The sequence below is a fragment of the Klebsiella sp. X13 genome (genome assembly GCF_003323835.1).
GTDB lineage: Bacteria > Pseudomonadota > Gammaproteobacteria > Enterobacterales > Enterobacteriaceae > Klebsiella > Klebsiella ornithinolytica.
The window spans coordinates 1,197,154-1,222,497 of sequence record NZ_CP030874.1; the positions used below are offsets into that span (position 1 = coordinate 1,197,154).

A 25,344-nucleotide genomic window follows, 5' to 3' on the forward strand; every position below is an offset into this window, starting at 1 on the left:
TACGTTCCGCAGTATCTCTTTATCGCCCCGATAAGCCATGGAGAAACTGCAATGACATCCGCAACTGAACATGAGTACCCGCAGCCGCAGGATGGTGAAATTCCGCGCTTCAGCGGATTACCGACCTTTTTCCGTCTTCCGTTTGCCCCGCAGACCAGCGAACTGGATATCAGCGTGGTGGGGGTACCGTGGGATGGCGGAACCACTAACCGTGCCGGCACACGCCACGGGCCGCGCGAACTGCGCAATGCCTCCAGCCTGGTGCGGCGGATCCATCCGGTGACCCGCCGCTCTCCCTACGATTATGCGCGGGTGGGCGATCTGGGCGATGTGCGAATTAATCCCGTGGATATGCAGGATAGCCTGGCGCGCATTGAGGCCTGGTATCACGTCCTTAATCAGCAGCAGGTAATGCCGTTAACCGCGGGGGGCGACCATCTCACCACCTTGCCGATTTTGCGGGCGCTTGGACGGAATAAGCCGCTGGGCATGATCCATTTTGATGCCCATTCGGACACCAACGACAGCTATTTTGGCGGTGAGCGCTTTACCCACGGCACCCCGTTTCGCCGCGCCGTGGAAGAGGGGGTTCTCGACCCGAGACGCACGGTGCAAATCGGTATTCGCGGCGCGCTGTTCTCCGCGGATGAACACCGCTGGGCGGAGGAAAACGGCATCACGATTATCCGTATGGAGCAGGTCAATGAACTGGGCGTCGAGCGGGTGATGCAGCGGGCGCGGGAGATTGTCGGCGACCAGCCCACCTACATCAGCTTTGATATCGACGTGCTGGATCCGGTCTATGCCCCCGGCACCGGAACGCCGGAAATTGGCGGTATGACCACCTTGCAGGCGCAGCATTGTCTCCGCCAGCTTGCCGGGTTGAACCTGATTGGTGCCGACCTGGTGGAGGTGTCGCCGCCGTTTGACCAGGGCAATCTCACCAGCCTGACCGGCGCGACCCTGATGTTCGAACTGCTTTGCCAGCTTGCCGATGCTCATCATCGGCGCATTTCTGCTTAACCGGAGCCAACTGATGAAAAAATGTCTCTCACTAGGTTATCTTGCGACCACGCTGGGACTGGCGTTGGGGCTGGCATCGGCGGCCAATGCGGCCGATGCCACTCTCTCACCGGGAAAAATAAAAATAGCTATGGAAGTGACCTACCCGCCATTTGAATCCTGGCAGGATGACGCCATCGTGGGGTTCGATGCCGAACTGGCGGCGCTGCTCAGCCAGCAAACAGGCTTAACGCTCCAGCTGGTGGATACGAAATTCAGCAGCCTGATCCTTGGTCTGAGCGGCGGGCGCCAGGATGCGGTGATCTCGGCGCTCTATATCACTGAGGAACGTACCCGTCAGGCGGATGCTATCCCGTACGCCAACACCGGGGCCTATATTATGGTGCGCAGCGACAGTCCCGTGGCGCCGCAAACGGAACACGATCTCTGTGGGCTAACCGTCGGACTACAGCAGGGGACTTCATGGGTGAAAAAGCTGCAGGCGCTTTCGGCAGGCGATTGCCAGCAGCAGGGCAAAGGGGCTATTGAGATTAAAGAATTCCCGACCTCGCCGGAGACGCTGCAGGCGCTGCTCTCCGGAAATATTCAGGCCCAGGTGGATATCGCTGGCGTGGTCAGCCTGTTTACCCAGCGTAGTAAAGGCCGCCTGAAGGTGAGTTCCCCGCAGACGATTTACCCGCAAACGCTGGGGATTTACGTTCGCAAAGGCAACACGGCGCTGGCGCAGCAGCTGACTTCGGCATTGAAAACGCTGCGTGACAACGGGGAATATCATGCTTTGCTGCAGAAATATGCCGCCTACGGTATTACGGATAACGCGCCGCAGCCCTGAGATGAAAAGCGGAAATGTTGTGATGAACGAGCCATTTAATGAGATCTATATCACGGTTTTTGCCTGATTATCGTTCAGATAAAACTTAATTCTCATAGTTATCAATTGATTACTGTCTTTTTACCATCCTTTGTGTATTCAGTGTGTAAAATTACACACTGATCACAATTCCTCTCCCCTCCGCATGTTTTAATTCCCCTCACCAAAACAGAGAGGAATTCATATGAAACACATGATGATTTGCTGCGGCGCTGGCGTAGCGACCAGCACCGTCGCCTTAAATAAACTGCAGGACTTCCTGAAAAAAGAAAATATCCTCGATAAGGTTCGTATTTCACAAGGTACCGTGGCGGAAGCCAAAACCCGTGACGACGTCGATTTTATCGTCTCGACGTCGCCCGTTACGCTGTCCGTTCCGGTCATTAACGCTCTGCCGCTATTAACCGGCATGGGTACCGATAAAGTGTTCAGCAGCGTGAAAGAATTAATTCTCGCCGAGGGTTAAGCCATGTTTATTGTTGATTACATCGTGGGTTTAGGCGCATCGGTGATGATGCCGCTGATATTTATGCTCCTCGGTCTATTATTACGTCTGTCCCTCAGTAAAGCCCTGAAAGCGGGCTTAATGGTGGGGATCGGGTTTATCGGCTTAAGCATTACGGTGAACCTGATGATCGATTCTCTGACGCCCGTCAGCCACGCGCTGGTAGAGCGTTTCGGTCTGAATCTGAACGTGCTGGATGTGGGCTGGCCCGCGGCAGCGGCGGTGGCGATGGGGACGCGCGTCGGAGCGCTGGTGATTCCGGTGTGCGTGGCGATTAACGTGCTGATGCTGTACACCAAAACCACCCGGGTGTTGAACGTCGATATCTGGAACCTGTGGCATCACGCGTTTACCGGCTCACTGGTGACGATTATTACCGATAGCCTGTGGCTGGGGATATTTGCCGCCGGGATTAACTGCATTATTACGATGGTGATTGCCGACCGTACCAGCGGCGATGTTGAAAAATATTTAAATCTGCCCTCTATTTCGGTGCCACACGGTTTCTCCGCTTCATTTGTTCCGGCGGCATGGCTGGTGAATGCTATTGTCGACCGTATTCCGGTGGTGCGTGATATTAAAATTGATACGGAAGTGATTCAGCGGAGATTATCTATTCTCGGCGACCCGGCTTCCCTCGGGGCTATTATCGGCGCGCTGCTCGGCATTATTGCCGGCATTGAAGTCAAGGCTATTTTGCAAACTGCGATTACCATGGCGGCGGTGATGACCATTATTCCGCGGATGGCGAAGATGCTGATGGAAGGGGTCTACCCGATCAGTGAGCGTATTCAGGAAATTGCCCAGTCACGAGCCGGATCGTTCGGTAAAATTGCCATTGGTCTGGACTCTGCCGTCAGCGTCGGGCATCCGGTCACGCTGTCCGTTTCGATGCTGATGATTCCGGTGATGCTGGTTCTCGCGGCCATCATTCCCGGCAACCAGTTCCTGCCTTTTGCGTCATTAACCGGTTTACCCTTTGCCTTTGTTCTGGTAACGGCGGTATGCCGCGGCGATATGTTCCGCACGCTGCTGACCGGGCTGTTAACCCTGAGCCTGGCGCTGCTGATTGGTACCAACCTGGCGCCGATTGTCACCAGCACCGCGGTCAGCACTGGCTTCTCGCTGCCGCAGGGCACCACCAGTATCAGTAGCGTGGATTATGCCGGGGCCATGTTGCCGTGGGCGATTATCCAGAGCTTCCACCTCAAAGAGATTGGCGTCGGGATTCTGACCCTGTGCACCCTCGCGCTGGTGTTGTGGAATCGCCGCAAACTGGCCCAGGAAAATGAACAGCCGGCAGAAGCGGCGACGGAGGCAGGAAAATGATGTTTAGCGCTCAGCGAGTGGTGACATTTAACGAGGCCGTGAGTCGGACGGCCTTACTAACCCGCCTTGCCCAAAGTCTGCTGGCGGATGGTCTGGTAAAACCGAGTTTCACCGACGGCGTGCTCGCTCGTGAGGAGCGCTACCCGACGGGGATCTTTATGGAGACCCACAGCGTCGCCATTCCGCATACCGAGTTTGAGCATGTTAACCACACCGGGTTTGCCATCGGTATCAATCGGGCCGGCGTGGCGTTTCACCGTACCGATGAGCCGGAAGAGAGGGTGGTGCCGGAGATCGTGGTCATGATGGCCATTGATAAAACTTGCGAAAAAGTGGCAATTATTCAATCCTTATTCGCATTATTAGCCGATCGCGATCGCGTTAACGATATCGTTAAAATGACGCCAGAGGAGATTGCAAAAGTGTTCACCGATGCCGTCGTCACGCAGTAAGATAAAATGATGGGCGCCAGACGGTGAGGCCGGAAGCGGAGAGGGGAAAGATGTTACGAATCAGCGACGTCATAGAGTTAGCGATGGTCAGTCGCAAGACTATCTATAACGCGATCAACAGCGGCCGGCTGAAGTATCAGCTGGTGAATGTTGATAACCGCCAGGTTCGTATGTTCCTTGAAGAGGATGTGTTTGAAGCCTTTCCAAAAACCAGCCGCAGCACCACGCAAGAGCAGGAGATGCAGGCGCTACGGGAGGAGGTGGCTTCCCTCAAGTTTGCCCTTGCGGAACTGCAAAAGGCGGTCAACGCCATGGACCCTGAAGGTCAGTTCGAAATGACGTCGGTTAACGATCCGGCCAAAAAGCCCGGCCGCTAGTCAGCGGGCGGGCGCTAAGCGGTCAGACAATATCATCTACCACGCCGCCATCGACGCGCAGCGCCGCGCCGGAGGTGGCGGAGGCCTGAGTTGAGCAGACGTACACCACCATATTAGCCACTTCATCAACCGATGCCGCCCGCTGGATCACCGAGCTGGGGCGATGGGTCATCACAAACTCTTTGGCGAGCTGGTCCAGCGGTTTACCGGTTTTCGCTACCTCGTCTTTCATCATTTCGGCAAAGCCATCGGAAATCGTCGGGCCGGGCAACACGCTGTTCACCGTCACGCCGCTACCGGCTACAAATTTCGCCAGCCCGCGCGCCAGCGACAGCTGAGCGGTTTTGGTCACGCCATAGTGGATCATGTCCGCCGGAATGTTGCGCGCCGACTCCGAGGAGATAAACACCACCCGGCCCCAGCCTTTTTGCACCATCGCCGGCAGCAGCGCACGCGACAGCCTTACGCCGGACATAACGTTGGTCTGCCAGTAGTTTTCCCAGATGGCATCGTCGGTGTCGTAGAAGTCCAGCGGGCCATAAATCCCGGCGTTATTGACCAGAATATCGACGCCGTTTACCGCGTGCAGGAGCTGCGCGACCCCTTCGCCACCGCTGAGGTCGGCAACGGCAGCGCGCGGCCTGGCGCCGGGTACCTCGTTTTGCAGGCGAGCGATGGCCTCGTTGACGCTACGCTCGCTGCGCCCGTTGACCACCACCTCCGCGCCGCTGGCCGCCAGCCCTTTGGCGATAGCAAAGCCAATTCCGGCCGTGGATGCGGTCACCAGCGCAACTTTCCCCGAAAGATCAATCTTCATAACTCTGGCCTTATGTGTTGTCAGACAGACCATTAAGCGTAGCAGCTGATGAGGGCGCAGGCCGGGGATCGCCTGAGTAAAGGCTCAATATCCCCGCTGTTTATCCACCAGATTGTTCAGCGGCAGCGCACGCTGCTGGCGGTGAATGTTCTCCAGCAGCTGGCGGGCAATCACCTCCGCCGGCGCGATCGAGGCCATATGTGGGGTGATGACCACCTGCGGATGCAGCCAGAGCGGGTCATCCTGCGGCAGGGGTTCAACGGGGAAGACATCCAGTACCGCGCCCGCCAGCCGGCCGCTATCCAGCGCCTGCAGAATATCGTGATTCACCATATGTTCGCCGCGCCCGCAGTTGATGAGTACCGCGCCTGCGGGAAGCCGATCGAGCAGCGGCCGGGCGAGAATACCGCGAGTCTGTTCGGTGAGCGGCAGAACGTTGATCAGCGCATCCAGCTCAGCAAAAAATTCACCGGCCTGCGCATCGCCGTGATAGCACCGGACGCCGGGGAGTTGTTTCTCGCTGCGCGCCCAGCCAGAAACGTGATACCCCAGCCCGGCGAGGCGGGTGGCGATATAACCGCCGATTTCGCCAAGTCCCATCACGCCAATGCGAAAATCGCTGGCGGCCCGCTGCGGATAGATCTTCCAGACCCGCTGGCGTTGATGCGCCAGCGCGCGGTCGAAGCTGCGCTGAAACCACAGCACGCCCCATAGCGCGTACTCGAACATTCCGTGACGGAAATCCTCATCCACCACCCGGCAGAGCGGAACAGAGCTGGCGAACAGGTTATCGGGGAGATGGTCTACCCCGGCCGATGCGGCCTGGATTAATTTTAATGCCGGTGAACGCGTCAGCAGGCTGGTATCGGGAAACCAGCAGCTGGCATATTCCGCGGTGCGTGCCGCCGGATGTTCGGGCAAGACCGCGGTCACGTCCGGGAACAGCCGCAGCGCCTCGCAAATCTCGCGGGCATAGTTCTGGTCATTGCAATCGACAACGATAGTCAGGTTTGGCATAGGCGTTAGTCTTTGTAAGAAGTGTCGAGACGGTTCAGGCGGCGCAACCACGCCTGCCAGACCAGCTGGCGCTCATGTTCCACGCCCATCAGCTGTTCGCAGGCATGCTGGCTCAGGTGGGCAGGAATGGTGTGGATGGCGCTGAGCGGAGCGAGCTGGGCGCTGGCCATTTGAATTTCGCAGGCGCGGTTGAGGTAGTACATGATGTAAAACGCGTCGGCGACGGTACGCCCGACCGACAGCAGGCCGTGGCTTTGCAGAATCATGGCGATATGATCCCCCAGCGAGCGCTGAATACGTTCGCGTTCGTCGAGGTCAAACGCCACGCCCTCATACGGGTGATAGCCGACGCGCTGATAAAACTCGGTGCTGATCTGGTTAAGCTGTAACAATCCCTGCTGGCAGGCGGCGACCGCCATGCCCGGCAGCGTATGGGTATGGATGACGCAATGCGCATCTTCCCGCGCCATATGCACCGCGCTGTGGATGGTAAAGCCGGCCGAGTTGGCCGGAGCGTGGCCCTCTACGACCTTTCCCTGCATATCGACGACGATGAGATTACTGGCCGTCACCTCATCGAACATCATGCCGAACGGGTTAATCAGAAACCGCGGTTCGCCGTCGCCCGGCAGGCGCACGGAAAAGTGGGTGTAAAGCGTATCTTCCCAGCCAAACAGCGCCGCAAGCCGGTAGGCGGCAGCCAGATCCTGGCGTAGTTCACGTTCAGTCGTCATTTATTGCACTCCCATAAATTCACGTATGCGGCTCAGCGCCGGATCTTCCGCGCCGTTGCGGATGCGCTGTGGAGGCACATCGCTCGCCACGACGCCGTTTTCCATCATCACCACCCGGTCAGAGATGGATAAAGCGAAGTCCATCTCATGGGTGACGATCAGCATCGTCATCCCTTCACGGGCAAGAGACTGAATCACCTTCAGCACTTCCCCCACCAGTTCGGGATCCAGCGCGGAGGTGGGTTCGTCAAACAGCATGATGTCCGGTTTTAAAGCCAGCGCTCTGGCGATGGCGACGCGCTGCTGCTGGCCGCCGGAGAGCTGCCAGGGGTATTTTTCGGCATGGGCCAGCAGGCCGACGCGATCCAGCAGATAGAGGGCCTGCTCTCTGGCCACCCGCTGCTCAACCAGCTTGTGATACAGCGGGGCGAGCATGACGTTATCGAGCACCGTGCGGTGAGGGAACAGGTTGAAACTCTGGAAAACCATGCCGATACGCCGCACGCCGGCGCGCATCTGCGGCTTATCCACGATTGCCGCCCCCTTAAGGTAATCTTCGCCATAGAGCACGATCTCCCCGGCATCGATGCTTTCCAGCGCGTTAATGGTGCGGATAAGGGTGGTTTTGCCGGACCCCGACGGCCCGATGATGCTGATGACCTGACCGTTTTCGACTTTCAGATCGATACCTTTCAGGACCTGATGCTGGCCCCAGGATTTCTCGATCGCGCGCAGATCGAGCGCCGGCGGGTTACCGCTGGTGGGTTCGGCTTTCGCCGTATGCTGCGGCGCCTTCAGCGACTGACGCAGGGCGTCACACTCGGCGTCATTGAAGGTCTGCGGGCGCTTTTGCTGAATATCCAGTACATTTTCCAGCGCCCGGAACAGCCAGGTGAAGACCGTTACCACCATGACGTAGTAGACCGCGACCGCCAGCAGCGTCTCCATGACGAGGAAGTTTTGCGCATACAGGCGCTGTCCGGTGAGCAGCAGCTCCGGAAGTGAAATAACCGATAATATTGAGCTGAGCTTAATAATCGTGATGTATTCATTAATCAGGGTGGGTAACGAAATACGAAACGCCTGCGGAATAATAATTAAGCGCTGAATGCCAATAAAGCTGAAACTTAATGCGTGACCGGCTTCGCTTTGTCCTTTCGCCACTGACATTAATCCGCCGCGATGGATTTCCGCCATATACGCTGCTTCGGTAACGGTCATCGACACTAATCCGGCAATAAACGGAATACCGAGCAGCGGCTGCGTAACCGGAAAGAGCTGCGGCAGGTTATAGACAAAGACCAGCAGCACCATTAACGGCACGCTGCGAAAAAACCAAATATAGAGTTCGACGGGAACCTTTAGCCAGCGCGGGCCTGAGAGCTTCGCGCAGGCTAATAAAAATCCTAATACCAGGCCAATAAACCAGGACAATGAACTGACGACGATGACGGTGATACACGCCTGCCAGAATGCCCCAACGCTAAATAATGAGAAAAAGTATCCCCAATCGAACTCCATACCGACTCCTGTTGCTCGTGTGCTTTATTGTATTTAATCGATGCGCTCTAAATTGTATTTCTTGATAATGGCGTCATATTTGCCGTTGGCTTTTAAGGTGGTTAATGTTGATTTAATGGCAGTCACCAGTTCGCTATTTCCCTTCGCAACGTAAATCCCCAGAGGCAACGGGTAGACCAGCCGCGTGGAGCTGATAGCCAGCCGTCCACGACTTTTATCAACAATGATTTGCGCCGCCGGGGCGATTTCTAACTGCGCGTTAATGTTTTTCGACAGCAGGGCCTGCGAGGCTTCCGGCGCGGTCGGGAACTCCTGGATGCTGATGGCCGGTTTACCGTTCTTCAGGCAATACTCGTCGGAGTGATTCTTCAGGCTGGTGACCCAGGTGGTGCCCTGCTGCAGGCCCACCTTGACGCCGCAGAGCTCGTCTTCCGTTTTGGGCTGAATCGCGCTGCTCTTCAGGGCGATAATCGACGCGCCGGAGAGGGCGTAAGGGATCGCATCGGCCTGTTTCAGGCGCTCAGGCGTGACGTACATCCCGGATATCACCGCGTCGTATTTCTTGCCGATGCCTAAAATCAGGCTGGTGAATTTGGTATCGATCAGCTGTGGCTTCGCGTTGAGCTGTTCGGCAATCAGCGCGGCAAACTCCGGATCGAGGCCAACGATGTTGTTGTTGCTGTCATAGGATTCAAACGGCGGATAGGTGACCTCCATGCCGACTTTAAAGACACCATCGGTCAGCAGTTCTGCGGCCTGGGTCAGCGGAGAAAAGCAAGCGGCGACGGCGATGCCCAAAGCCACACGGTGCGAGAGCGACTTAAGCGTTTTTTTCATCATGTATCCTCACGGGTTATTAACGGTTTTTTGCTGTGCTTGTTTCTTCAGGTGACCAAAGGTGTTGGTGCCGCGCGCGCGCTCCGGAAGCTGCAGCTCGCCGCGGGTGACTTTCTCACGCAGGTAGCGATAGGTTTGCAGCGCCTGGCTCCACATATGCTCGCCAATGCTTAATTCCTGGTAGTCGCTGGCTTCCCCGGCGGCTAAAAAATTGGGCAGCGGCCGAATCAGCGTGTGGTAGTCGCAGGCGAAAAACAGCGGGAAGGAGTAGCGTTCCTGCGGCACCTTGCGAACACGGTGAGCTGTAGCAACAAATGTGCCAGCGCTTAATACTTCCAGCATGTCACCGATATTGATCACGAAAGCCTCTTCTCCGGCGGCGCTCTTCGCCGGCGGCGCATCGATCCAGACGCTTTCTTCGTTCAGGACTTCCAGGCCCGGCTGGTCGGCGAGCAGCAGGGTGAAGCACTCGTAATCGGTGTGTGCACCAATACCGGGAACATCCTCGGCGCTGGCGTCAAAGGGATAGTGGATCAGGCGCAGCTTCGACGGCGGGCAGGTCACCATCGCCTTGAAATATCCTTCCGGCAGGCCAAGGGCGAGGGCGAAGGCGTCAAACAGGCGATGGCCAAGGGCGAAAACCGCGTCATAGTAGGCCAGTACCCGGGATTGAAATTCCGCCAGTTCCGGCCACTCGTTGGCACCAATCAGCGGCGTGCCGGCCAGCACAAACGGATGGTCGTCCGCCGCCTGGAAGCCAATATCGAACGCCTCTTTATGGTCCGGTTTGCCGGAGCCGTAAATCTCTTCGCCTTCGGGGACGTAGCCTTTATGGCTGCGGGAATGGCCGATGTAGTACTGCATCTTTTGCTCCATCGGCAGGGCGAAGAGCGCTTTTGCCGCCGCGCGGATGCCGGCGATCAGTCCAGGGGCAATGCCGTGGCCGGTGATATAGAAAAAACCGACCTCCCGCGCCGCTTTGCCGATGGTGTCGGCGACGGCCTGGCGCTTTGCCAGACTGTCGCTGGCCAGATCGCTGATATCGATGGTCGGTAACTCAGTGAAAGAACTTTTTGCGACGCTCATTACGACAGATCCTTTTCGGTTAGCGATAAAAACTCGGCGAAATGCTGCTGTTGATGTTTCGCCATCCACGCATTCAGCGACCACAGGTCGGCCACCGGGACGTTGGTGAACGGCAGGTGATGCAGATAGCCGTCGGGGCCAAACTCGGGTGTCAGCGTGGTGTGCTGATACCCACGCCGGCGCTGCGAGTGCCAGATTTGCTGCCAGAAGCGCTGTTGAAACTGCAGCGCGGCCCGATATTCCGGCGCGGCCGGATGGGGCACCTGCGGCCCCTGGTCATAACCAGCGCGGGCCTGAATGTGGTGCACGCGGTCGATAAACGCGCTGAAATCATCGCAGGGGTCATCCAGCAGACGTTCACTCACCACAATCCAGTGGCTGATATCGGCGGTAAACCGCAGCTCAGGCAGCTGCTGGATAATCTCGAGAGTCAGCCACGGGCTATACAGCGAGGTGGCGCGATGGGTTTCAAAGCTGCAGGTCAGCTCATACGCCGCCGCCAGCTCGTGGGCCTGGCCAAGAAAATCCACCTGCTGCGCCAGCGGCCAGCGGTCGTTGCCGGCCAGCAGATTAACGAAGCGAGGGTTCAGCGCTTTGGCATCATCAAAACGACCTTTCAGGCGTTCAAGATGCTGCCGGGGCGTGTCGGCCTGAGCGGGGATCACGCCGCCGCCGCTGAATACGATAGCGATATATTCCAGCGCCGATTCCTGCAGGCGTCGGGCCAGCGTCTGCTGCTCTTCCGGGATCAGCGGTACGCGTGCTTCGATGCCGCCGCAGCCGACGCTTTTCAGCTCGCTGACCGTTTGCTGCCACGGGGTGGTGACCCCCCAAAGCGTACGAAAAACCGTGAGTTGCATGAGCCGAATCCTCTATGGGTATTTCACGCCGGGCAGGACGCAGAGCATTTCGTACAGCAGGTTTGCCGCCAGCTGGGAGGTGTTGCCACTCACGTCGTAGGGCGGAGAGACCTCGACCAGATCGCCGCCAATCAGGTTCAGGCCGCGGCAGCCGCGAACGATTTCCAGCGCCTGAATCGATGTCAGGCCGCCGACTTCCGGCGTGCCGGTACCGGGCGCCCAGATGGGATCGAGACTGTCGATATCGAAACTGAGATAGACCGGACCGTCGCCCATCTGCTGGCGGACTTCGGCCATCAGCGGGGCGAGGGATTTGTGCCAGCACTGCTCCGCCTGTACCAGGCGAAAGCCCTGGTCGACGCCCCACTGGAAGTCGCCGGCGGCGTAACCCTGGGCACGCTGACCAATCTGCACCACCCGTTTGAGGTCCAGCAGCCCCTCTTCAACGGCGCGGCGGAAGGTGGTGCCGTGGGCGATTTTTTCCCCAAACATTTCATCGTTGGTATCGGTATGCGCATCGACATGAATCAGGCCAACCGGGCCATGTTTTTTAGTCAGGGCGCGCAGGATTGGCAGGGTGATGGTGTGGTCACCGCCAAGGGTCAGCGGGATCAGCGGGAAACTATTTAAACCGGTGTAGTAATCCTCGATGATCTGCACCGATTTGAGCAGGCTGTAGGTATTTATCGGTACGTCGCCAATGTCGGCCACCGACAGCGATTCGAAAGGCGCCGCGCCGGTTGCCATGTTATAGGGGCGAATCATCACCGATTCGGTGCGGATATAGCGCGGCCCGTAGCGGGTGCCGGATCGCTGAGAGGTACCGATGTCTAACGGGATGCCGACGAATGCCGCATCAAGTCCCTGTAAATCTTCAATAAACGGCAGGCGCATCATCGTTGCGCGGCCGCCAAAACGTGGCATCTCGTTGCCACCCTGCGGTTGATGAAAGACGTTATCCATTTCAGCTCCTGAATCTGACACACAAATACTCGACAGGGAGATAGTGCGAAAGATGGGCTGGACTTTACATCGTCTGCCGTAAATACTTAGTTCATTTATTGGTGAACTAAGTATGCTCAACGACGGCAGTCTCAACATTCGGCAGCTGCAGGTTTTTGAGGCGGTGGCGCGCCTGGAAAGCTATAGCAGAGCCCAGCAGGAGCTGGGGATTTCCGTGTCGGCGATCAGCAACGCGATGTCTCAGCTGGAAGGGCAGCTGGGGTTCAGCCTGTGCCAGCGCGGGCGCGGAGGCTTCGCCCTGACCGAGAAAGGGCAGCAGTTTTTACAGCAGGCGATTCGGGTGCTGAGCGAGCTGAACGAGCTGGAGCGCCAGTCGGCGCTGCTAAAAGGCGAGCACAGCGGCACGATTTGTATTTCAACGCTGGACTCGATTGAAACTGAAACCGCGCTGTCGCTGCCGGTGGTGCTGCGTAGCTTCAGCGATAAGTTTCCCCATGTGCATATCAAGCTGATTATCCGCACCCCGGCGGAGCAGCTGAACGGCGTGCTGAACAACCATATCGATCTGGCGATCGGCAGCTACAACTCCCAGGTGCATAACATTATCAGCGAGCCGCTCTATCGCGAGCAGCACTGGCTCTACTGCAGCGATCTTCATCCGATGTTTTTCAGCCGCCAGCTCGATAAAGACCACATCAGCCAGTGTCCGCTGGTGACCCGTAGCTACTGGAATACCAGCGACCTGCGGCGGCGCGGTTTCAGTAAAGGCAGCGCCACCGTGGAAACCGTCGATGCGCAGCTGCTGCTGATTCTTTCAGGAAAATATATCGGCTATCTCCCTGAGCATTATGCCTGGCCGTGGATCAAGGAGAACCGGCTGCGGGTGCTGCTGCCTAACGAATTTGGCTTCCAGTCGCCGTTTTCGGCGATCTGCAAACGCGGGCGCAGCAACGAGCCCTATCTGAAAGAGTTCCGCAATTTACTGAAGAAGAATACGGTGGCCAGGCCGAAGTGGAATTATTGAGGGCGGTGACAGTCTGGCCCTCCGGAGCGCAGCAAGGCAAATGTTGAGTATTGCTGTTTTTTCGGGTCTGTGGCTGAATATTGAACACCCTTAACAGGCATTATTTATCTCCAGAGGAAGGAGCTGAACGATGGCATTTGAAGAGAAGAAGAAAAAAGCGATTGCGCTGATGGAAGAGAAAAAGATGTGGCGGAGCAACTATGCGCCTCCGCTGCTGCGTCTTTTCTGGAAAGTCGGCGGTAAAATGCCGCCGCCGCCGTTTGCCCCGTTCTGGCGCAATATGCTGTTCTTCGCCGCCTGGTTTGGCTGTTTATGGGGCGTTTTTATGTGGTTCAGCACCTGGCAAAGTGAAGGCTATAGCGCCCTTGACGCGCTGTTTGCCAGCGTGACTGCCGGAGGCTTATTCGGCTTTTTGATGGCACTATTTCATGCCTGGCGTAAGCGTGCCAACAAGCTGCCGGACTGGGATCGTCTTTAGCGATAAACGTGGGCGGTTAAATACCCTGGATGGCGATGTGTGTGGTGCGGAAAGTGTCTTTTACGCAACGGGTCGCGCGCAGATTGCTTCAAAAAAATGACCGTATTTGTTATATTGTTGTTCATTGCTTATTCACCTCTGCGGTGCCAAAAAGAACAAGATTCACCGCAACCCAGGAAGATAAAATGTTAGATTATCGCTTCCCGACAGCTTTGCAGATGGTTCTCAGCGTAGCGATGGCGGAGCAGTTGGGTCAACGTTCGACGAGTGCGATTCTGGCCTACGGCCTGGAAGCCAACCCGAGCTTTATCCGCAAATTAATGGTGCCGCTCACCCGTGACGGTATTATTGTCTCCACGCTGGGACGCAACGGTTCCATCCACCTTGGTCGCCCGGCGGAGAGCATCACCCTGCGCGATATCTACGTGTCGGTGATTGAAGATAAAAAGCTGTGGGCGTCGCGGCCCGATGTGCCGGCCCGCTGCGTGGTCAGCGCCAACGCCTGCTGGTACTTCAAGTCTATCGCCGACGAAGCAGAGCAGGCTTCGCTGGATGTGTTAGCTCGCCATACCGTGGCAAGCGCGCTGGAAAAGGTCAAAAAAGGCGATACCAGCGGCTGCGAGCTGCTGCCAGAACTGGATAGCCTGTATAAAAAAACGCATTAATCCTGCCTTCAGCACAAAAAATGCCTTCACTCAGAAGGCATAGGTTGTTGATAATAAACGAGCTTCCTACATTGCCCGGCGGCGCTTCGCTTGCGCGGGCCTACAGAGATTATCTCATCGTTTGATAGTGCGGGTTTTGTTGGCCAGCAGAGATTATCTCATCGTCTGATATTACGGGTTTTGTTGACCAGCAGAGATTGTCTCATCGTTTGCTAGTGCGGGTTTTGTTGGCCAACAGAGATTGTCTCATCGTCTGATATTACGGGTTTTGTAGGCCGGGTCAGGCGTCAGCCGCCACCCGGCAAAACGCGCGCGCAGTGTTCAAAACAGATTTGTCACCCGTCTCCGCCTTCATCCAGAAGGCGGTTTTTTTGTTGTGACCTATTCAGGCTGCGCTTCCAGCGCCGGTTTACCGCGTGTGACCAGCTTACGCAGCGTGACGTAGAACACCGGCGTCAGGAACAGACCAAACAGCGTCACGCCGAGCATCCCGGAGAACACCGTAATCCCGGTGACGCCGCGCACTTCTGCGCCCGCTCCGTGGCCGAGGATCAGCGGAATTGTTCCGGCAATAAAGGCGATGGAGGTCATCACGATTGGACGCAGACGCAGGCGGCAGGCTTCCAGCGCGGCTTCCATGATCCCTTTCCCCTGAATTTCCAGCTCGCGAGCAAACTCAACAATCAGGATGGCGTTTTTACAAGCCAGCCCCATCAACACCACCAGTCCAACCTGCACGAAGACGTTATTATCGCCGCCGGTGAGCCAGACGCCGAACAGGGCGGAGAGCAGAGTCATCGGAACAATGAGGATCACCGCCAGCGGCAGCGTCCAGCTTTCATACAGCGCCGCCAGCACCAGGAACGCCAGAAGAACCGCCACCGGGAAGACAATCAGCGCCGTGTTGCCCTGGGTGGCCTGCTGAAAGCTCAGATCCGTCCATTCGATGTTCATACCATTCGGCAGCAGCTGGCCGGACATCGCGGCCAGTTTGGTCATCGCCTGAGCGGAAGAGAGTACCCGAGGATCGGCGTCGCCGATCAGATCCGCCGCCGGATAGCCGTTGTAGCGGATCACCGGATCCGGCCCGTAGGTCGTGCTGATATTGACCATACTGCCGATCGGCACCATTTCACCCTGGTTATTCCGGGTGCGCAGATTGGCAATATCCTCCACGCTGTCGCGGAACGGCCCGTCGGCCTGCGCCATGACGCGCCAGGTTCGGCCGAACTGGTTAAAGTCGTTCACATAAGATGATCCCAGGTAGGTTTGCAGCGTACCGAACAGATCGGTCAGCGATACCCCCTGCGCTTTCGCCTTGTCGCGATCGACCTGCACATCCAGCTGCGGTACGTTTGCCTGGTAGGTTGAAATAGGGAAGTGCATTCCCGGCGTTTGCATGATTGCCCCGGACAGGGTATTCACCGCCGTTTGTAGCGCACCGTAGCCTAAGCCCCCTCGATCCTGAATATACAGCGAGTAACCGGACCCCTGGCCGAGGCCGAGAATCGGCGGCGGCAGGATTGAGAAGCCAAAGCCTTCCTGGATTTGCGCGATTTTGGCATTGATCTCGGCGTTAATTTCCGCCGCAGAATGTTTACGCTGATCGAACGGCTTCAGGCCAAAAAATACCGTACCGGTGTTCGGCGTATTGGTGAATTGCAGCGCGTTAAGTCCTGGAAACGCCACCGCATAATCCACGCCTTCAGTGTTCATCCCGATTTCGCTCATTTTACGGATGACCGCGTCGGTGCGGGCCAGCGAAGAACCTTCCGGCATTTTCACGCCGCCAATCAGGTAGAGCTTGTCCTGGGTGGGAATAAACCCGCCCGGCACGGCTTTAAACATCACCCCGGCGGCGCCGAGCAGCAGCAGGTAAACAATAAACACGGCGCCACGTCGTCCGAGCGTTTTGCCAACCAGCCCCTGGTAACCGTGCGAGCTGCGATGGAAAAAGCGGTTAAACGGGCGGAACAGCCAGCCGAACAGGCGATCGATAAGCCGGGTCGGGAGATCTCTTGGCGCGCCGTGCGGCTTCAGCAGCAGGGCCGCCAGCGCCGGGGAGAGGGTCAGCGAGTTGATGGCCGAGATCACCGTCGAAATCGCGATCGTCACCGCAAACTGTTTATAGAACTGCCCGGTTACGCCGGAGAGGAAGGCCATCGGTACGAACACCGCGCACAGCACCAGGGCGATGGCGATAATCGGCCCGGAAACTTCACGCATCGCCTGGTGCGCCGCCTGCAGAGGGGCGAGCCCCTCCTCGATATTGCGCTCGACGTTTTCCACCACCACAATCGCGTCGTCCACCACGATCCCAATGGCGAGAACCAGACCGAACAGGCTCAGGGTGTTAAGCGAGAAGCCAAGCAGATAGAGAATACCGAACGTCCCCACCACCGAGACCGGTACGGCAATCAATGGAATAATTGATGCGCGCCAGGTTTGCAGGAACAGGATCACCACCAGTACCACCAGCACTACCGCTTCGAGCAGGGTTTGCACCACCGCGCGAATAGAGTCGCGCACAAAAACGGTGGGGTCGTAAGGGGCGGCCCACTTCATGTCTTCCGGGAAACGCGTGGACAGTTCGTCCATTTTGGCGCGTACCGCATTCGACAAATCAATGGCGTTGGCCCCCGGCGACTGGAAGATGCCGATCCCGACCGCATCTTTATTGTTAAGCTGGGAACGTAGCGCGTAGCTGCCCGACCCCATTTCGATGCGTGCAACGTCGCGCAGGCGTACCAGCGAACCATCCTGGGCCGTTTTGAGAATGATATTGCCGAACTCTTCTTCCGTGTGCAGACGCCCCTGGGCGTTAATCGAGATCAGGAAGTCGCTCTCTTTCGGCAGTGGCTCGGCGCCAAGCTGCCCGGCGGACACCTGCACGTTTTGCTCCTGCATCGCCGTCACCACATCGGAGGCGGTCAACCCACGTGCGGCCACCTTATTCGGATCCAGCCAGATTCGCATGGCGTATTCGCCGGCACCGAAAATCTGGATTTGGCCGACGCCGGGCAGGCGCGCCAGTTCGTCCTTCACTTTTAAGGTGGCGTAGTTACGCATATACAGCGAATCGTATTTTCCGTTGGGCGAAAACAGATGCACCACCAGGGTGAGCGTCGGCGACTGTTTCTGGGTGGTGATCCCCAGACGGCGTACATCTTCCGGCAGACGCGCTTCGGCCTGTGATACCCGGTTTTGTACCTGAACCTGCGCCTGATCGGGGTCGGTGCCAGGACGGAAGGTGACGGTGGTAACCAGTACGCCGTCGGAGCCGGCGACGGACTTCATGTACATCATGTTTTCGACGCCGTTGATCGCTTCTTCCAGCGGCGTCGCCACGGTCTCGGCGATCACTTTCGGGTTGGCGCCCGGATACTCCGCGCGTACCTGCACACTCGGCGGTACGACGTCAGGGTATTCGCTGACCGGCAGCAGCGGGATGGCGATGAGCCCGGTAATAAAAATCAAAATCGACAGCACCGCGGCGAAAATTGGCCTGTCGATAAAAAAGCGGGAAAAGTCCATGCGTCGGATTCTCTGGTAAGGGATCAGTTGAGGGCAGTGCGGGTGGTCATCGCCACGGTTTTCGCGTTAACCGGCATCCCGGGCATAAACACTTTTTGTAAACCCTCGACGATGACTTTATCGCCAGGATTCAGCCCCTGCTGGACGATGCGTAAACCGGCGGCCAGGCGACCTGGCTTGATATCACGGCGCTGCGCTTTACCATCTTTATCAACGATATAGACGTATTTCCGATCCTGATCGGTCAGGACCGCTTTGTCGTCGATCAGCGTGGCCTGGAATTCGGCGCTGCCCGGCAGGCGCACGCGGGCAAACAGGCCCGGTATGAACTGACGTTGGGTGTTATCCAGCAGCGCGCGCATTCGGATAGTACCGGTGCTCGGCGTTAGCTGATTATCAAGGAAATCCACTTTCCCCTGATGGGGGTAGCCGTCCTCACCGACAAGACCAATTTCAACCGGCAGCGCAAGATGATTGCTGGCCGCCCCCTGGCCGCTACGGGCGAGGTTTTGATAGTGAAGGTAGGTCGATTCGTCGACATCAAAATAGACGTAGACCGTCTTCTGCGAGACCACCGTTGTCAGCACGCTGGCGCTGTCACCTGCGGTCACGAGATTACCGCTGGTGATCAGCGCGCGGCTGGCACGGCCATCGATAGGGGCGGTCACTTTGGTGAAGTCAAGGTTAAGCTGAGCGGCATCAACGGCTGCCTGCGCGGCCTGGATGTCGGCTTGCGCCTGGGTTGCGGCCGAACGACGCTGCTCCCACTCTTCGCGGGATACCACGTTGGTGTGGATTAATTTGTCGGTACGACTGGCCTCGCTGCGCGCCAGGCTGGCCTGTGTTTTGGCTCGTGCCAGCGTTGCCTGCGCCTGCTCGAGGGCGGCGCGATAGGTTCTGTCATCAATAGTGAATAGCACCTCGCCCTTTTTCACTTCCTGGCCGTCGGTGTAGTTCACTTTTTCAATGTAGCCGGAGACGCGTGGACGGAGCTGAACGCTTTCTACCGCTTCAATTCGACCGTTAAAGCTGTCCCACTGGCTAATGGATTTCACCACCACGTCAGCGGCGCTGACGGCAGGGGCTTGCGGGGCGGCGTTTTGCGCCGCGCTGTTATCGCAGCTGGCAAGCAGCATGGCGATGACCGCGCTCCCCAGTCCGCGCAGATAAAAGTTAACCCAGGTTTTTTGCAGGCTCATTATTTTTATTCCGGTAATTGTTGCCGCCGGGCAAGACGCAGCGAAGGGCGCTGCGCGACTTCCTATGTCCGGTCTGGCTTAAGGCCATTTGTGTCGTTCATCGCCACAAAACTGTAACAGTTGCGAATACACTATCGCGGCGATTGTAGGAAGGCGCTTAACTAAGTGCAAGAATAATTGTTGCACTTTATGTGCTGTTTCCGTTGAGCGGAAAAGACACATTTCAGGCAGGGATTTTAATGTAACAATAAAACTTGCAATTTATGCAAAAGCAGGTCACTTTTAAATGTATTAGATAAAGATACTTTTATTAACAGCCCAGGGGAACCCGACATGAACACTGGCGCTTTTATACATGATTTACTTGACTGGATTGATAATAACCTTGAAAGCCGCCTCGATATTGACACGGTCTCCAGGCGGGCAGGCTATTCAAAATGGCATCTTCAGCGGATATTCAAAGAGCATACCGGTCATCCCATTGGCGAATACATCCGCGCCCGGAAGCTGCAAAAATCGCTTGAGCGCTTAACCCGTAGCGACGAACCGATCCTCAACGTGGCCATCGCGTTGGGTTTTGACTCCCAGCAATCCTTCAATCGCAGCTTCAAGCGCCAGTATGGCCAGGCGCCGGGGGTCTGGCGCCGCAGCATGGGAATGGCTCCATCGTGCCAGCGTCCAGGCTGATAGTGGGGCGGGATTTCATCAGGAAGTGCCGGCTTAACGGCAGGCGAGTGTGCGCTTCTTTTTCTCTGCCGGCGGCTGTCTGGTTGCCGGAGACGCGCTTTTTATGCTGACCCGGACTTTTAGACGCTCATGGCCGTGAGTGTAAGAACCAGCCCCTCACGTGCTGTACGCGTCAGCAGGCTATTCTCGCCAATCAGGAGGCCAGATTATCGATCGGCGTATTCAGTCGGGGTTTGGTCGTTTTCATCGTTTGCTCTCATTCCTCAAGAGTGAGTGATCATTTTAGCTGGTTTTATTCAGGGTGATGTTAATGCTGGCAGCGTCGCACAAGGCAGGTGAGCCCAGAAATTCACGACGCTATACACACACTCCCGCTATCTTCTGTTTCAACACGGCAATTCTAGCGTGACCCAATACAATTAGCTGCCGCGATAGGTGGAGTAGCCATACTGGCTTAACAACAGCGGGATATGCAGCTTTTGGTTCTGTTTCGTTACATTAAAAATAACTGGAATGACGGGGAAGAAGGTGCTCATATTATTAATTTTAAAATACTCTCCCGTTTTAAATGTCACTTTATAGATTCCCGGCTCCATATTATCTGCCCGCGGATAGAGTGTCTTGATACGGCCATCAGCGTCCGTTTTACCGCTAGCGATATGCTGCCAACTACTGCCTTGCTGCTTATCGAGTTCAACCTGTACCCCCTGAGAAGGCAGCCCTGTCTGCTGGTTGAGAATATGTACGCTTAATGTCCCTTCTGGTGCGGCAAGCGCGCTGAAACTCAGCAATGAAATAATGGATGCGATAAGTGACTTCACGTTCGGTGACCTTAATTAGCAAGTGAATTTGTCTCAACTATAGTCAGCGTGGCGGGAAATAAAATTAAACTTTTTGTTATTAATTAGCAGGTAATATCAGCAAGGATAGGTGGCTAAATGGCTCACCATGCGCCGCTGGTTAGAGGAAAACCCGGGCGATGAATTTGCGTCAGAGGTGCGGACGGAGCTGACGATTGCGGCAAAAAACCATACCACCTATACGCGAGAGTATTGGCTGGGGGCTCAGATTCAGCCGTTGTGTCAAATACCCGGCATAGCAGAAGGCTATGCCGGAGGAGCTCGCTTAGTTTTGTGGGTTCTCTTTAACAAACAAAGTCAGTACAAAGAAGATCGCCACAAAAGCGATAATCAAGTTGAAGCCCAGCGAGACGCCATACATCTGGGATACCTGGCCTATCAGCCAGCCAGCAAAGGCTCCCCCCATTCCTGAGGCGACGTAAATCAATCCCATGGTCGAGCCGCTTTTATCGGTGAGCTTCGTCGCCACGGCGGAGGCCGTAGGGAACAGCACCGACATAGCGAAACCAAACACCATAAACAGGTAGACAAATTGGCTGGCAAAGTAGCGGCTGGCAATAATGGCAATCAGCGAGAACAGAGAAAACAGGATTAAGGTTTTGCGGTCACCCAGCTTCAGGTTGATAAACCCGCCGATAAAGCGGCCGACGGTGAATAGCATGGCAAAACTGGATATGACATAGGCGGCCGTCACCATCTTGTCTTCCGCAGACGCGCCAGCAATATCCAGCGAGCTGTAGAATATCGGGAAAAAGTTCAGGAAAGCGGCTTCGGCGGCGACGTAGAACAGGATAAAGCCAATCACCAGCATCAGGCGTCTCTGGCCAAGGATATGGACAAAATCAGAGAGCTGCATGTCCATCCCCTGCGCTTTTTCCAGCTTCAGGCTGCTGAGGACCAGAATGATAATCGCAACAATAATGGCAATCCCGACATAGAACAGGCGCCATGAGACATGATGAGAGAAAAGCTGCTGTAAAATCAGCGGAGTGGCGATCATCCCCACGCCGAACATGGCGTTGGAAACGTTGAACATCATGCCGGCTTTTTCTTTGTAGAAGGTCGGGATAACGGTAATGATGGAGACCAGCATCGAGCCGATGCCCAGGCCGACAATCAAATAGAAGCCGAAAAACAGCAGCACGCTGAATGCCAGGCTGGTGCCGACCAGACCAACGGCCATCATCAGCGAGCCAATCAGCATCATGATCTTCAGCCCTTTTTTATCGGTAAAGTAGCCGGTGAGCAGACTGGCGACCAGAAAGCCTATCTGGAAGAACATGATCAGTGTGCCTATCTGACCCATGTTGAGATTGATATCGTGCTGGACCTGCTCAAGTATCAGACCTTTGGTGTTCTGTATGCCGCCAAGAAGGAACATGGTGACGAACAGCAGGAAAAATACTTTCCATTTTTGTTGGTTAGCCATTGTGAATTTCCCCTGTATTAGCAAATGGGCTTTTGGTAATGGTTGCCTGCGGCGTCGAAAAGCGACTGCTCCGCCCAGCCGTAGCAGTAATAGAGCAGATCGTCGCAGTCGCTCTGTTCTGCTGCATTAATCGCTTCCAGGAGCGCTGCCGGAGGCAGGTTCCACATCTGAATTCCGCTGTAAATGAAGGTGCCCGGCTGCGATTTTTCACGCACCAGATTGTTTTGCTGTTTTACAAATTCAATCGGGAAACCTTCTGCTTTGAACTGTTGATATGTGATGTCGTAGGGCAGGTTGAACAGGCGCATAAAGCCGCGAAAGGCGCTTTCACGCTGGGCGTCATCGTTGGCGAAATATTCAATGAGTCCCTGAACGTCCGCGCCGCCGCCGAGCTTATGGTAGGGGAAGTGTTTCAGGACCTTAGAGGAACGAGTCAGTGACTGATAGTCCTGACCTAAGATCCAGGAATAGGCTGGTGGCCAGAGATCGAGCCAAAGTTCGCTTTCCCCGGCTTCCCTGTCGCTGATTCCGGCCAGCAGGTTCTGTACAAAGCGAGAGACGCTATGCTGGCGAAACGCCATCCAGCGCTGCAGGAGCTCGTCATTTAATAAGGCATCGACCGTCGCCTCGTACTCGCCGGAGCGCATGTGAGCCGCCAGGGTTTCCAGACGTTGGCGTACCGCCTCGACATTGATGCCTGTCCGGGTCATTTCGCTCTGACAGTGCGGACAGAAACAGGTGAATAATCCTCTGGGGCTGACGCTCTTACCCGCCCAGTCGGGATAGCGGATGCGGTCAATCAGGAAAGTCGAATAACCATACTGTGCCTTGATAGCGCTGAAAGTCGCTATCCAGAGTTCAATAACGTCCGGGCCATTAGGACATAGCCAGTGTTCAACCGGGGTGCCGCGAAAATCGATCACCTGATTGTTTTCGATCTGTCCGGCAAAATCGCCGTTGAGAATATTAACCCAGGGGATCACTTTATAAGGACCGCTATCGGTTGCCTGCTTCAGATCCCGCAGAGGATCGGACTCCGCAACAATAGTGGGATCGACGCGCTGATTCAGCCGCAGTGGGGGCAAATCGAGTTTGACATGCAGCGTGGCGGTGCCTTGCACAAATTCATGTTTCGGATTGTGCGGCAGGCGGCCCGTGGGGTAAGGGTTGCGTTCAAAAATCGTGTTGACCTCAACAAAGAGGCGGTCGACGCCGTTCATTTTAGTAATACGTTCAAGTATTGAGTCGACGCCTTCATCAAGAATATCGTGTGGGTGTAGATGGATCCCGGCCATTTTCGGCTCCTCATTGTTCTGGCTGCTGGTGGTATTTAGATAAGCTGTGTGTCCGGCATAAATTGAATCGATGGGTAGACCGCATGGAGCGCCAGCATAGCCATTCCGTATAGCGGTGCTTTTTCTTTTAATTCAGAAAGTTCGACGGATACACGGGTATTGGCAAACAGATGCCTGTCGAGATTGGCCTGTACTCTTGGCATGAAGAGTTCAGCGGATTGCGAGACACCACCCGTAAGAATGACTTTCTCAAGGTTGGCTATTGTCACCATGTTGAGAATGCCGATGGTTAAGTAGTCCGCCATCTCCTCCAGCAACATAGCGGGTAGTGTTTCACCCTGGGCGGCGGCGATAAGTATTTCATGGGCGTTCATGCTTTGGCCGCTTAGCGCGGACATTCTCTCTTTGAGTCCGGAGCCGGAGCAGTAATTTTCGAAGCAGCCCTTATTTTTCCAGTTCTGAGTCAGATGGTTGCGTTCGAAGAGCATATAGCCAATTTCACCGGCAGCATTATTGATGCCCCGGATAATTTTTCCATCCATCAGCAGCGCCGATCCCAGCCCGGTGCCAATACCAATAAGCGCGGCGCTATGAACGTGGCGACATTTTCCTTTCCACATTTCGCCGATCAGCGCTGCGCGAATATCGTTTTCCAGCACCACTCTGATATTCAGGCGCGCGTTTAATTCATCGGCAAGCGGAATGTTGTCCCACTCAGGCAGGTTAGGGGAACCTTCCAGAACCGTTCCGCTGCGATAATCAACGATGCCCGGTGTGGCGATGCCGATCACTTTTAGCTTGTCACGAGGTATATGATTCTGTTCAATAAATGACTCAATACTGGCGCTGAACAGATCGAGAAATTCCCGACGGGTTGTGACGTCATAGGTCGACTCCTGATGCTGCGCCAGCAGCTCCGCATTGAGATTAAAGAGTGAGAAGGTGATTTTAGTTCCACCTAAATCAATGCCGATACCGAGCCCATGGTTGGGATCAAAGTTAACCAGAATACCTTTGCGCCCCAGGCCGGCGTCTTCGCTGACGCCGCTCTCATAGATAATTTTCTCTTCCAGCAGATCGCTCACGATTTCAGAAATCGTTGCTTTAGTGATACCAGTAACCTTGGCTATCTGGGCGCGAGAAAGGGGGGAGTTCTCACGGATGACGTTGAGGACTACGGAGGCATTCATCTGCCTTAAGGTGTTGGGAACATTCAGCTTCAAAGTGCCATTCCTTTAGTTTGTAAACTAAACTAATTAATCGAAAAAATGCTTATTTAGCTCGTTAAAAACACATTACATCTTTTTTAAGCGGCTTATAAAGCGTTATTTTTGATCATATAGTTTGCTTTGTATATTTTATGAAAGGGATCACATAATGAGGAGGAGGCGATTGTCGGGCTGATATGAGAGTCGCGGGGTAAGTCACCGAACGAACGTTTTTTAATCAATTACCTATGGTAAGAGTAGCGGAATATCTGCGCACGGTTCCTGAAATCATCCTGTGAACCGTCATGGCTGCTAAAGCCGAAAATGATGAAAGCTCACTTAATGAAATGAGGTTTATCAGCCAGTTATTTCATTAATTTGCATGGGTAACGCATCCAGCTTTCGCATAGTCAGGCTTCTTTTAGACCATTTGGCATCCCCGTGCAGAGAAGTAATGACTCTGCGGCTCCACGTCATGGCCAGGTTTTCAGCCTGAAACCGCTCCAGTATTTGGCCGATGCATTGATGTATTCCCGCGTCAGGGTCCAGATACCGCTGAGCGTTTTTGCGCCC

General features: G+C 55.7%; 24 protein-coding genes and 1 pseudogene. 11 read left to right on the forward strand and 14 right to left on the reverse strand.

Translation table 11 applies throughout. The annotated features are described in order from the left end of the window. Nucleotides 1-51: 51 nt before the first annotated feature. From speB (DSD31_RS05870) to DSD31_RS05895, 6 genes are all read left to right on the forward strand, one after another. The gene (gene speB / locus DSD31_RS05870) at nucleotides 52-1,023 is read left to right on the forward strand and encodes an agmatinase (RefSeq protein WP_004866682.1); all 972 of its coding nucleotides are present in this window, start codon (nucleotides 52-54) and stop codon (nucleotides 1,021-1,023) included. A gap of 13 nt (nucleotides 1,024-1,036) precedes the next feature. Continuing rightward, complete coding sequence (locus tag DSD31_RS05875) at nucleotides 1,037-1,855, forward strand: ABC transporter substrate-binding protein (RefSeq protein WP_004866679.1); 819 nt, start codon at nucleotides 1,037-1,039, stop codon at nucleotides 1,853-1,855. 223 nt (nucleotides 1,856-2,078) lie between these two features. Continuing rightward, a complete protein-coding gene (locus DSD31_RS05880) occupies nucleotides 2,079-2,360 on the forward strand; it encodes a PTS sugar transporter subunit IIB (protein WP_113990880.1) in 282 nt (93 codons plus the stop codon). A 3-nt stretch (nucleotides 2,361-2,363) separates the two neighbouring features. Continuing rightward, nucleotides 2,364-3,728, forward strand: coding sequence for a PTS galactitol transporter subunit IIC (locus DSD31_RS05885; RefSeq protein ID WP_004866671.1), 1,365 nt, complete (start codon nucleotides 2,364-2,366; stop codon nucleotides 3,726-3,728). Further along, nucleotides 3,725-4,180: a PTS sugar transporter subunit IIA gene (locus DSD31_RS05890; RefSeq protein WP_004866667.1), complete on the forward strand. Its 456-nt coding sequence runs from the start codon at nucleotides 3,725-3,727 to the stop codon at nucleotides 4,178-4,180. The genes DSD31_RS05885 and DSD31_RS05890 overlap by 4 nt, the downstream gene beginning before the upstream one ends. Nucleotides 4,181-4,230: 50 nt before the next feature. Then, on the forward strand, nucleotides 4,231-4,557 hold the full coding sequence (locus DSD31_RS05895) for a MerR family transcriptional regulator (RefSeq protein ID WP_004866665.1): 327 nt from the start codon (nucleotides 4,231-4,233) through the stop codon (nucleotides 4,555-4,557). Nucleotides 4,558-4,579: 22 nt separating this feature from the next. Here the strand turns inward: DSD31_RS05895 and DSD31_RS05900 are convergent, their stop codons facing one another. The 8 genes from DSD31_RS05900 to speB (DSD31_RS05935) all read right to left on the reverse strand — a co-directional run bounded on the left by DSD31_RS05900 (nucleotide 4,580) and on the right by speB (DSD31_RS05935) (nucleotide 12,392). Further along, entirely contained in the window at nucleotides 4,580-5,374 is a 795-nt protein-coding gene (locus tag DSD31_RS05900) for an SDR family NAD(P)-dependent oxidoreductase (protein ID WP_069476507.1), read from the reverse strand. A gap of 84 nt (nucleotides 5,375-5,458) precedes the next feature. Continuing rightward, nucleotides 5,459-6,391 carry a 2-hydroxyacid dehydrogenase gene (locus DSD31_RS05905; protein ID WP_004866658.1) on the reverse strand — a complete coding sequence of 311 codons (933 nt, stop codon included), beginning with the start codon at nucleotides 6,389-6,391 and terminating at the stop codon, nucleotides 5,459-5,461. Between the two features lie 5 nt (nucleotides 6,392-6,396). Further along, entirely contained in the window at nucleotides 6,397-7,125 is a 729-nt protein-coding gene (locus DSD31_RS05910) for a class II aldolase/adducin family protein (RefSeq protein ID WP_004866655.1), read from the reverse strand. Next, a complete protein-coding gene (locus tag DSD31_RS05915; RefSeq protein ID WP_004866653.1) occupies nucleotides 7,126-8,646 on the reverse strand; it encodes an amino acid ABC transporter permease/ATP-binding protein in 1,521 nt (506 codons plus the stop codon). Nucleotides 8,647-8,679: 33 nt separating this feature from the next. Further along, entirely contained in the window at nucleotides 8,680-9,483 is an 804-nt protein-coding gene (locus DSD31_RS05920) for an ABC transporter substrate-binding protein (RefSeq protein ID WP_044023589.1), read from the reverse strand. Between the two features lie 9 nt (nucleotides 9,484-9,492). Then, the gene (locus DSD31_RS05925) at nucleotides 9,493-10,569 is read right to left on the reverse strand and encodes an isopenicillin N synthase family dioxygenase (protein ID WP_004866646.1); all 1,077 of its coding nucleotides are present in this window, start codon (nucleotides 10,567-10,569) and stop codon (nucleotides 9,493-9,495) included. After that, on the reverse strand, nucleotides 10,569-11,429 hold the full coding sequence (locus DSD31_RS05930) for a sugar phosphate isomerase/epimerase family protein (RefSeq protein WP_015585911.1): 861 nt from the start codon (nucleotides 11,427-11,429) through the stop codon (nucleotides 10,569-10,571). Before DSD31_RS05930 ends, DSD31_RS05925 begins: the two co-directional genes overlap by 1 nt. A gap of 12 nt (nucleotides 11,430-11,441) precedes the next feature. Further along, nucleotides 11,442-12,392, reverse strand: a complete 951-nt coding sequence (gene speB, locus DSD31_RS05935) for an agmatinase (RefSeq protein WP_004866639.1) — start codon at nucleotides 12,390-12,392, stop codon at nucleotides 11,442-11,444. 112 nt (nucleotides 12,393-12,504) lie between these two features. On the opposite strand from speB (DSD31_RS05935), the gene DSD31_RS05940 reads away from it, so the two are divergent. The 3 genes from DSD31_RS05940 to DSD31_RS05950 all read left to right on the forward strand — a co-directional run bounded on the left by DSD31_RS05940 (nucleotide 12,505) and on the right by DSD31_RS05950 (nucleotide 14,559). After that, nucleotides 12,505-13,416, forward strand: coding sequence for a LysR family transcriptional regulator (locus DSD31_RS05940; RefSeq protein ID WP_004866636.1), 912 nt, complete (start codon nucleotides 12,505-12,507; stop codon nucleotides 13,414-13,416). Nucleotides 13,417-13,546: 130 nt separating this feature from the next. After that, a complete protein-coding gene (locus DSD31_RS05945) occupies nucleotides 13,547-13,894 on the forward strand; it encodes a DUF6404 family protein (protein WP_004866634.1) in 348 nt (115 codons plus the stop codon). 185 nt (nucleotides 13,895-14,079) lie between these two features. Further along, nucleotides 14,080-14,559, forward strand: coding sequence for an RrF2 family transcriptional regulator (locus tag DSD31_RS05950; RefSeq protein WP_004866631.1), 480 nt, complete (start codon nucleotides 14,080-14,082; stop codon nucleotides 14,557-14,559). Between the two features lie 381 nt (nucleotides 14,560-14,940). Here DSD31_RS05950 and oqxB read toward each other — a convergent pair whose 3' ends face one another. Together oqxB and DSD31_RS05960 are read right to left on the reverse strand one after the other, a co-directional pair. Then, nucleotides 14,941-18,093, reverse strand: coding sequence for a multidrug efflux RND transporter permease subunit OqxB (gene oqxB / locus DSD31_RS05955; protein WP_015585912.1), 3,153 nt, complete (start codon nucleotides 18,091-18,093; stop codon nucleotides 14,941-14,943). Nucleotides 18,094-18,116: 23 nt separating this feature from the next. After that, complete coding sequence (locus DSD31_RS05960; RefSeq protein WP_015585913.1) at nucleotides 18,117-19,292, reverse strand: efflux RND transporter periplasmic adaptor subunit; 1,176 nt, start codon at nucleotides 19,290-19,292, stop codon at nucleotides 18,117-18,119. A gap of 333 nt (nucleotides 19,293-19,625) precedes the next feature. Here DSD31_RS05960 and DSD31_RS05965 point away from each other — a divergent pair, with 333 nt between their 5' ends. Then, nucleotides 19,626-19,979, forward strand: a complete 354-nt coding sequence (locus DSD31_RS05965; protein ID WP_004866624.1) for a helix-turn-helix domain-containing protein — start codon at nucleotides 19,626-19,628, stop codon at nucleotides 19,977-19,979. A 419-nt stretch (nucleotides 19,980-20,398) separates the two neighbouring features. Here the strand turns inward: DSD31_RS05965 and uraH are convergent, their stop codons facing one another. Continuing rightward, nucleotides 20,399-20,800 (reverse strand): hydroxyisourate hydrolase, encoded by a 402-nt coding sequence (uraH, locus tag DSD31_RS05970; protein ID WP_004866621.1) that lies wholly within the window; start codon nucleotides 20,798-20,800, stop codon nucleotides 20,399-20,401. A 112-nt stretch (nucleotides 20,801-20,912) separates the two neighbouring features. Here uraH and DSD31_RS05975 point away from each other — a divergent pair. Further along, nucleotides 20,913-21,035: pseudogene (locus tag DSD31_RS05975) on the forward strand (SAM-dependent methyltransferase); the annotation flags it as partial. A 69-nt stretch (nucleotides 21,036-21,104) separates the two neighbouring features. On the opposite strand, the gene DSD31_RS05980 reads toward DSD31_RS05975, so the two are convergent. From DSD31_RS05980 to DSD31_RS05990, 3 genes are read right to left on the reverse strand one after another with little or no spacing between them, the layout of a single operon-like run. Next, the gene (locus DSD31_RS05980) at nucleotides 21,105-22,268 is read right to left on the reverse strand and encodes an MFS transporter (RefSeq protein WP_004866618.1); all 1,164 of its coding nucleotides are present in this window, start codon (nucleotides 22,266-22,268) and stop codon (nucleotides 21,105-21,107) included. Nucleotides 22,269-22,285: 17 nt separating this feature from the next. After that, nucleotides 22,286-23,563 carry a hypothetical protein gene (locus DSD31_RS05985; protein WP_113990881.1) on the reverse strand — a complete coding sequence of 426 codons (1,278 nt, stop codon included), beginning with the start codon at nucleotides 23,561-23,563 and terminating at the stop codon, nucleotides 22,286-22,288. Nucleotides 23,564-23,598: 35 nt separating this feature from the next. After that, a complete protein-coding gene (locus DSD31_RS05990; protein WP_004866608.1) occupies nucleotides 23,599-24,786 on the reverse strand; it encodes an ROK family transcriptional regulator in 1,188 nt (395 codons plus the stop codon). Nucleotides 24,787-25,344 lie beyond the last annotated feature (558 nt).

Excerpts from the sequence above, each read along its gene's own strand:
- DSD31_RS05960 (WP_015585913.1), bottom strand. The coding sequence starts at position 19,292 with ATGAGCCTGCAAAAAACCTGGGTTAACTTTTATCTGCGCGGACTGGGG.
- speB (WP_004866682.1), top strand. The coding sequence starts at position 52 with ATGACATCCGCAACTGAACATGAGTACCCGCAGCCGCAGGATGGTGAA.
- DSD31_RS05920 (WP_044023589.1), bottom strand. The coding sequence starts at position 9,483 with ATGAAAAAAACGCTTAAGTCGCTCTCGCACCGTGTGGCTTTGGGCATC.
- DSD31_RS05895 (WP_004866665.1), top strand. The coding sequence starts at position 4,231 with ATGTTACGAATCAGCGACGTCATAGAGTTAGCGATGGTCAGTCGCAAG.
- DSD31_RS05890 (WP_004866667.1), top strand. The coding sequence starts at position 3,725 with ATGATGTTTAGCGCTCAGCGAGTGGTGACATTTAACGAGGCCGTGAGT.
- DSD31_RS05945 (WP_004866634.1), top strand. The coding sequence starts at position 13,547 with ATGGCATTTGAAGAGAAGAAGAAAAAAGCGATTGCGCTGATGGAAGAG.
- DSD31_RS05905 (WP_004866658.1), bottom strand. The coding sequence starts at position 6,391 with ATGCCAAACCTGACTATCGTTGTCGATTGCAATGACCAGAACTATGCC.
- DSD31_RS05910 (WP_004866655.1), bottom strand. The coding sequence starts at position 7,125 with ATGACGACTGAACGTGAACTACGCCAGGATCTGGCTGCCGCCTACCGG.
- DSD31_RS05980 (WP_004866618.1), bottom strand. The coding sequence starts at position 22,268 with ATGGCTAACCAACAAAAATGGAAAGTATTTTTCCTGCTGTTCGTCACC.
- DSD31_RS05900 (WP_069476507.1), bottom strand. The coding sequence starts at position 5,374 with ATGAAGATTGATCTTTCGGGGAAAGTTGCGCTGGTGACCGCATCCACG.
- DSD31_RS05940 (WP_004866636.1), top strand. The coding sequence starts at position 12,505 with ATGCTCAACGACGGCAGTCTCAACATTCGGCAGCTGCAGGTTTTTGAG.
- DSD31_RS05875 (WP_004866679.1), top strand. The coding sequence starts at position 1,037 with ATGAAAAAATGTCTCTCACTAGGTTATCTTGCGACCACGCTGGGACTG.
- DSD31_RS05925 (WP_004866646.1), bottom strand. The coding sequence starts at position 10,569 with ATGAGCGTCGCAAAAAGTTCTTTCACTGAGTTACCGACCATCGATATC.
- DSD31_RS05965 (WP_004866624.1), top strand. The coding sequence starts at position 19,626 with ATGAACACTGGCGCTTTTATACATGATTTACTTGACTGGATTGATAAT.
- DSD31_RS05930 (WP_015585911.1), bottom strand. The coding sequence starts at position 11,429 with ATGCAACTCACGGTTTTTCGTACGCTTTGGGGGGTCACCACCCCGTGG.
- oqxB (WP_015585912.1), bottom strand. The coding sequence starts at position 18,093 with ATGGACTTTTCCCGCTTTTTTATCGACAGGCCAATTTTCGCCGCGGTG.
- DSD31_RS05885 (WP_004866671.1), top strand. The coding sequence starts at position 2,364 with ATGTTTATTGTTGATTACATCGTGGGTTTAGGCGCATCGGTGATGATG.
- DSD31_RS05915 (WP_004866653.1), bottom strand. The coding sequence starts at position 8,646 with ATGGAGTTCGATTGGGGATACTTTTTCTCATTATTTAGCGTTGGGGCA.
- DSD31_RS05880 (WP_113990880.1), top strand. The coding sequence starts at position 2,079 with ATGAAACACATGATGATTTGCTGCGGCGCTGGCGTAGCGACCAGCACC.
- speB (WP_004866639.1), bottom strand. The coding sequence starts at position 12,392 with ATGGATAACGTCTTTCATCAACCGCAGGGTGGCAACGAGATGCCACGT.
- DSD31_RS05985 (WP_113990881.1), bottom strand. The coding sequence starts at position 23,563 with ATGGCCGGGATCCATCTACACCCACACGATATTCTTGATGAAGGCGTC.
- DSD31_RS05950 (WP_004866631.1), top strand. The coding sequence starts at position 14,080 with ATGTTAGATTATCGCTTCCCGACAGCTTTGCAGATGGTTCTCAGCGTA.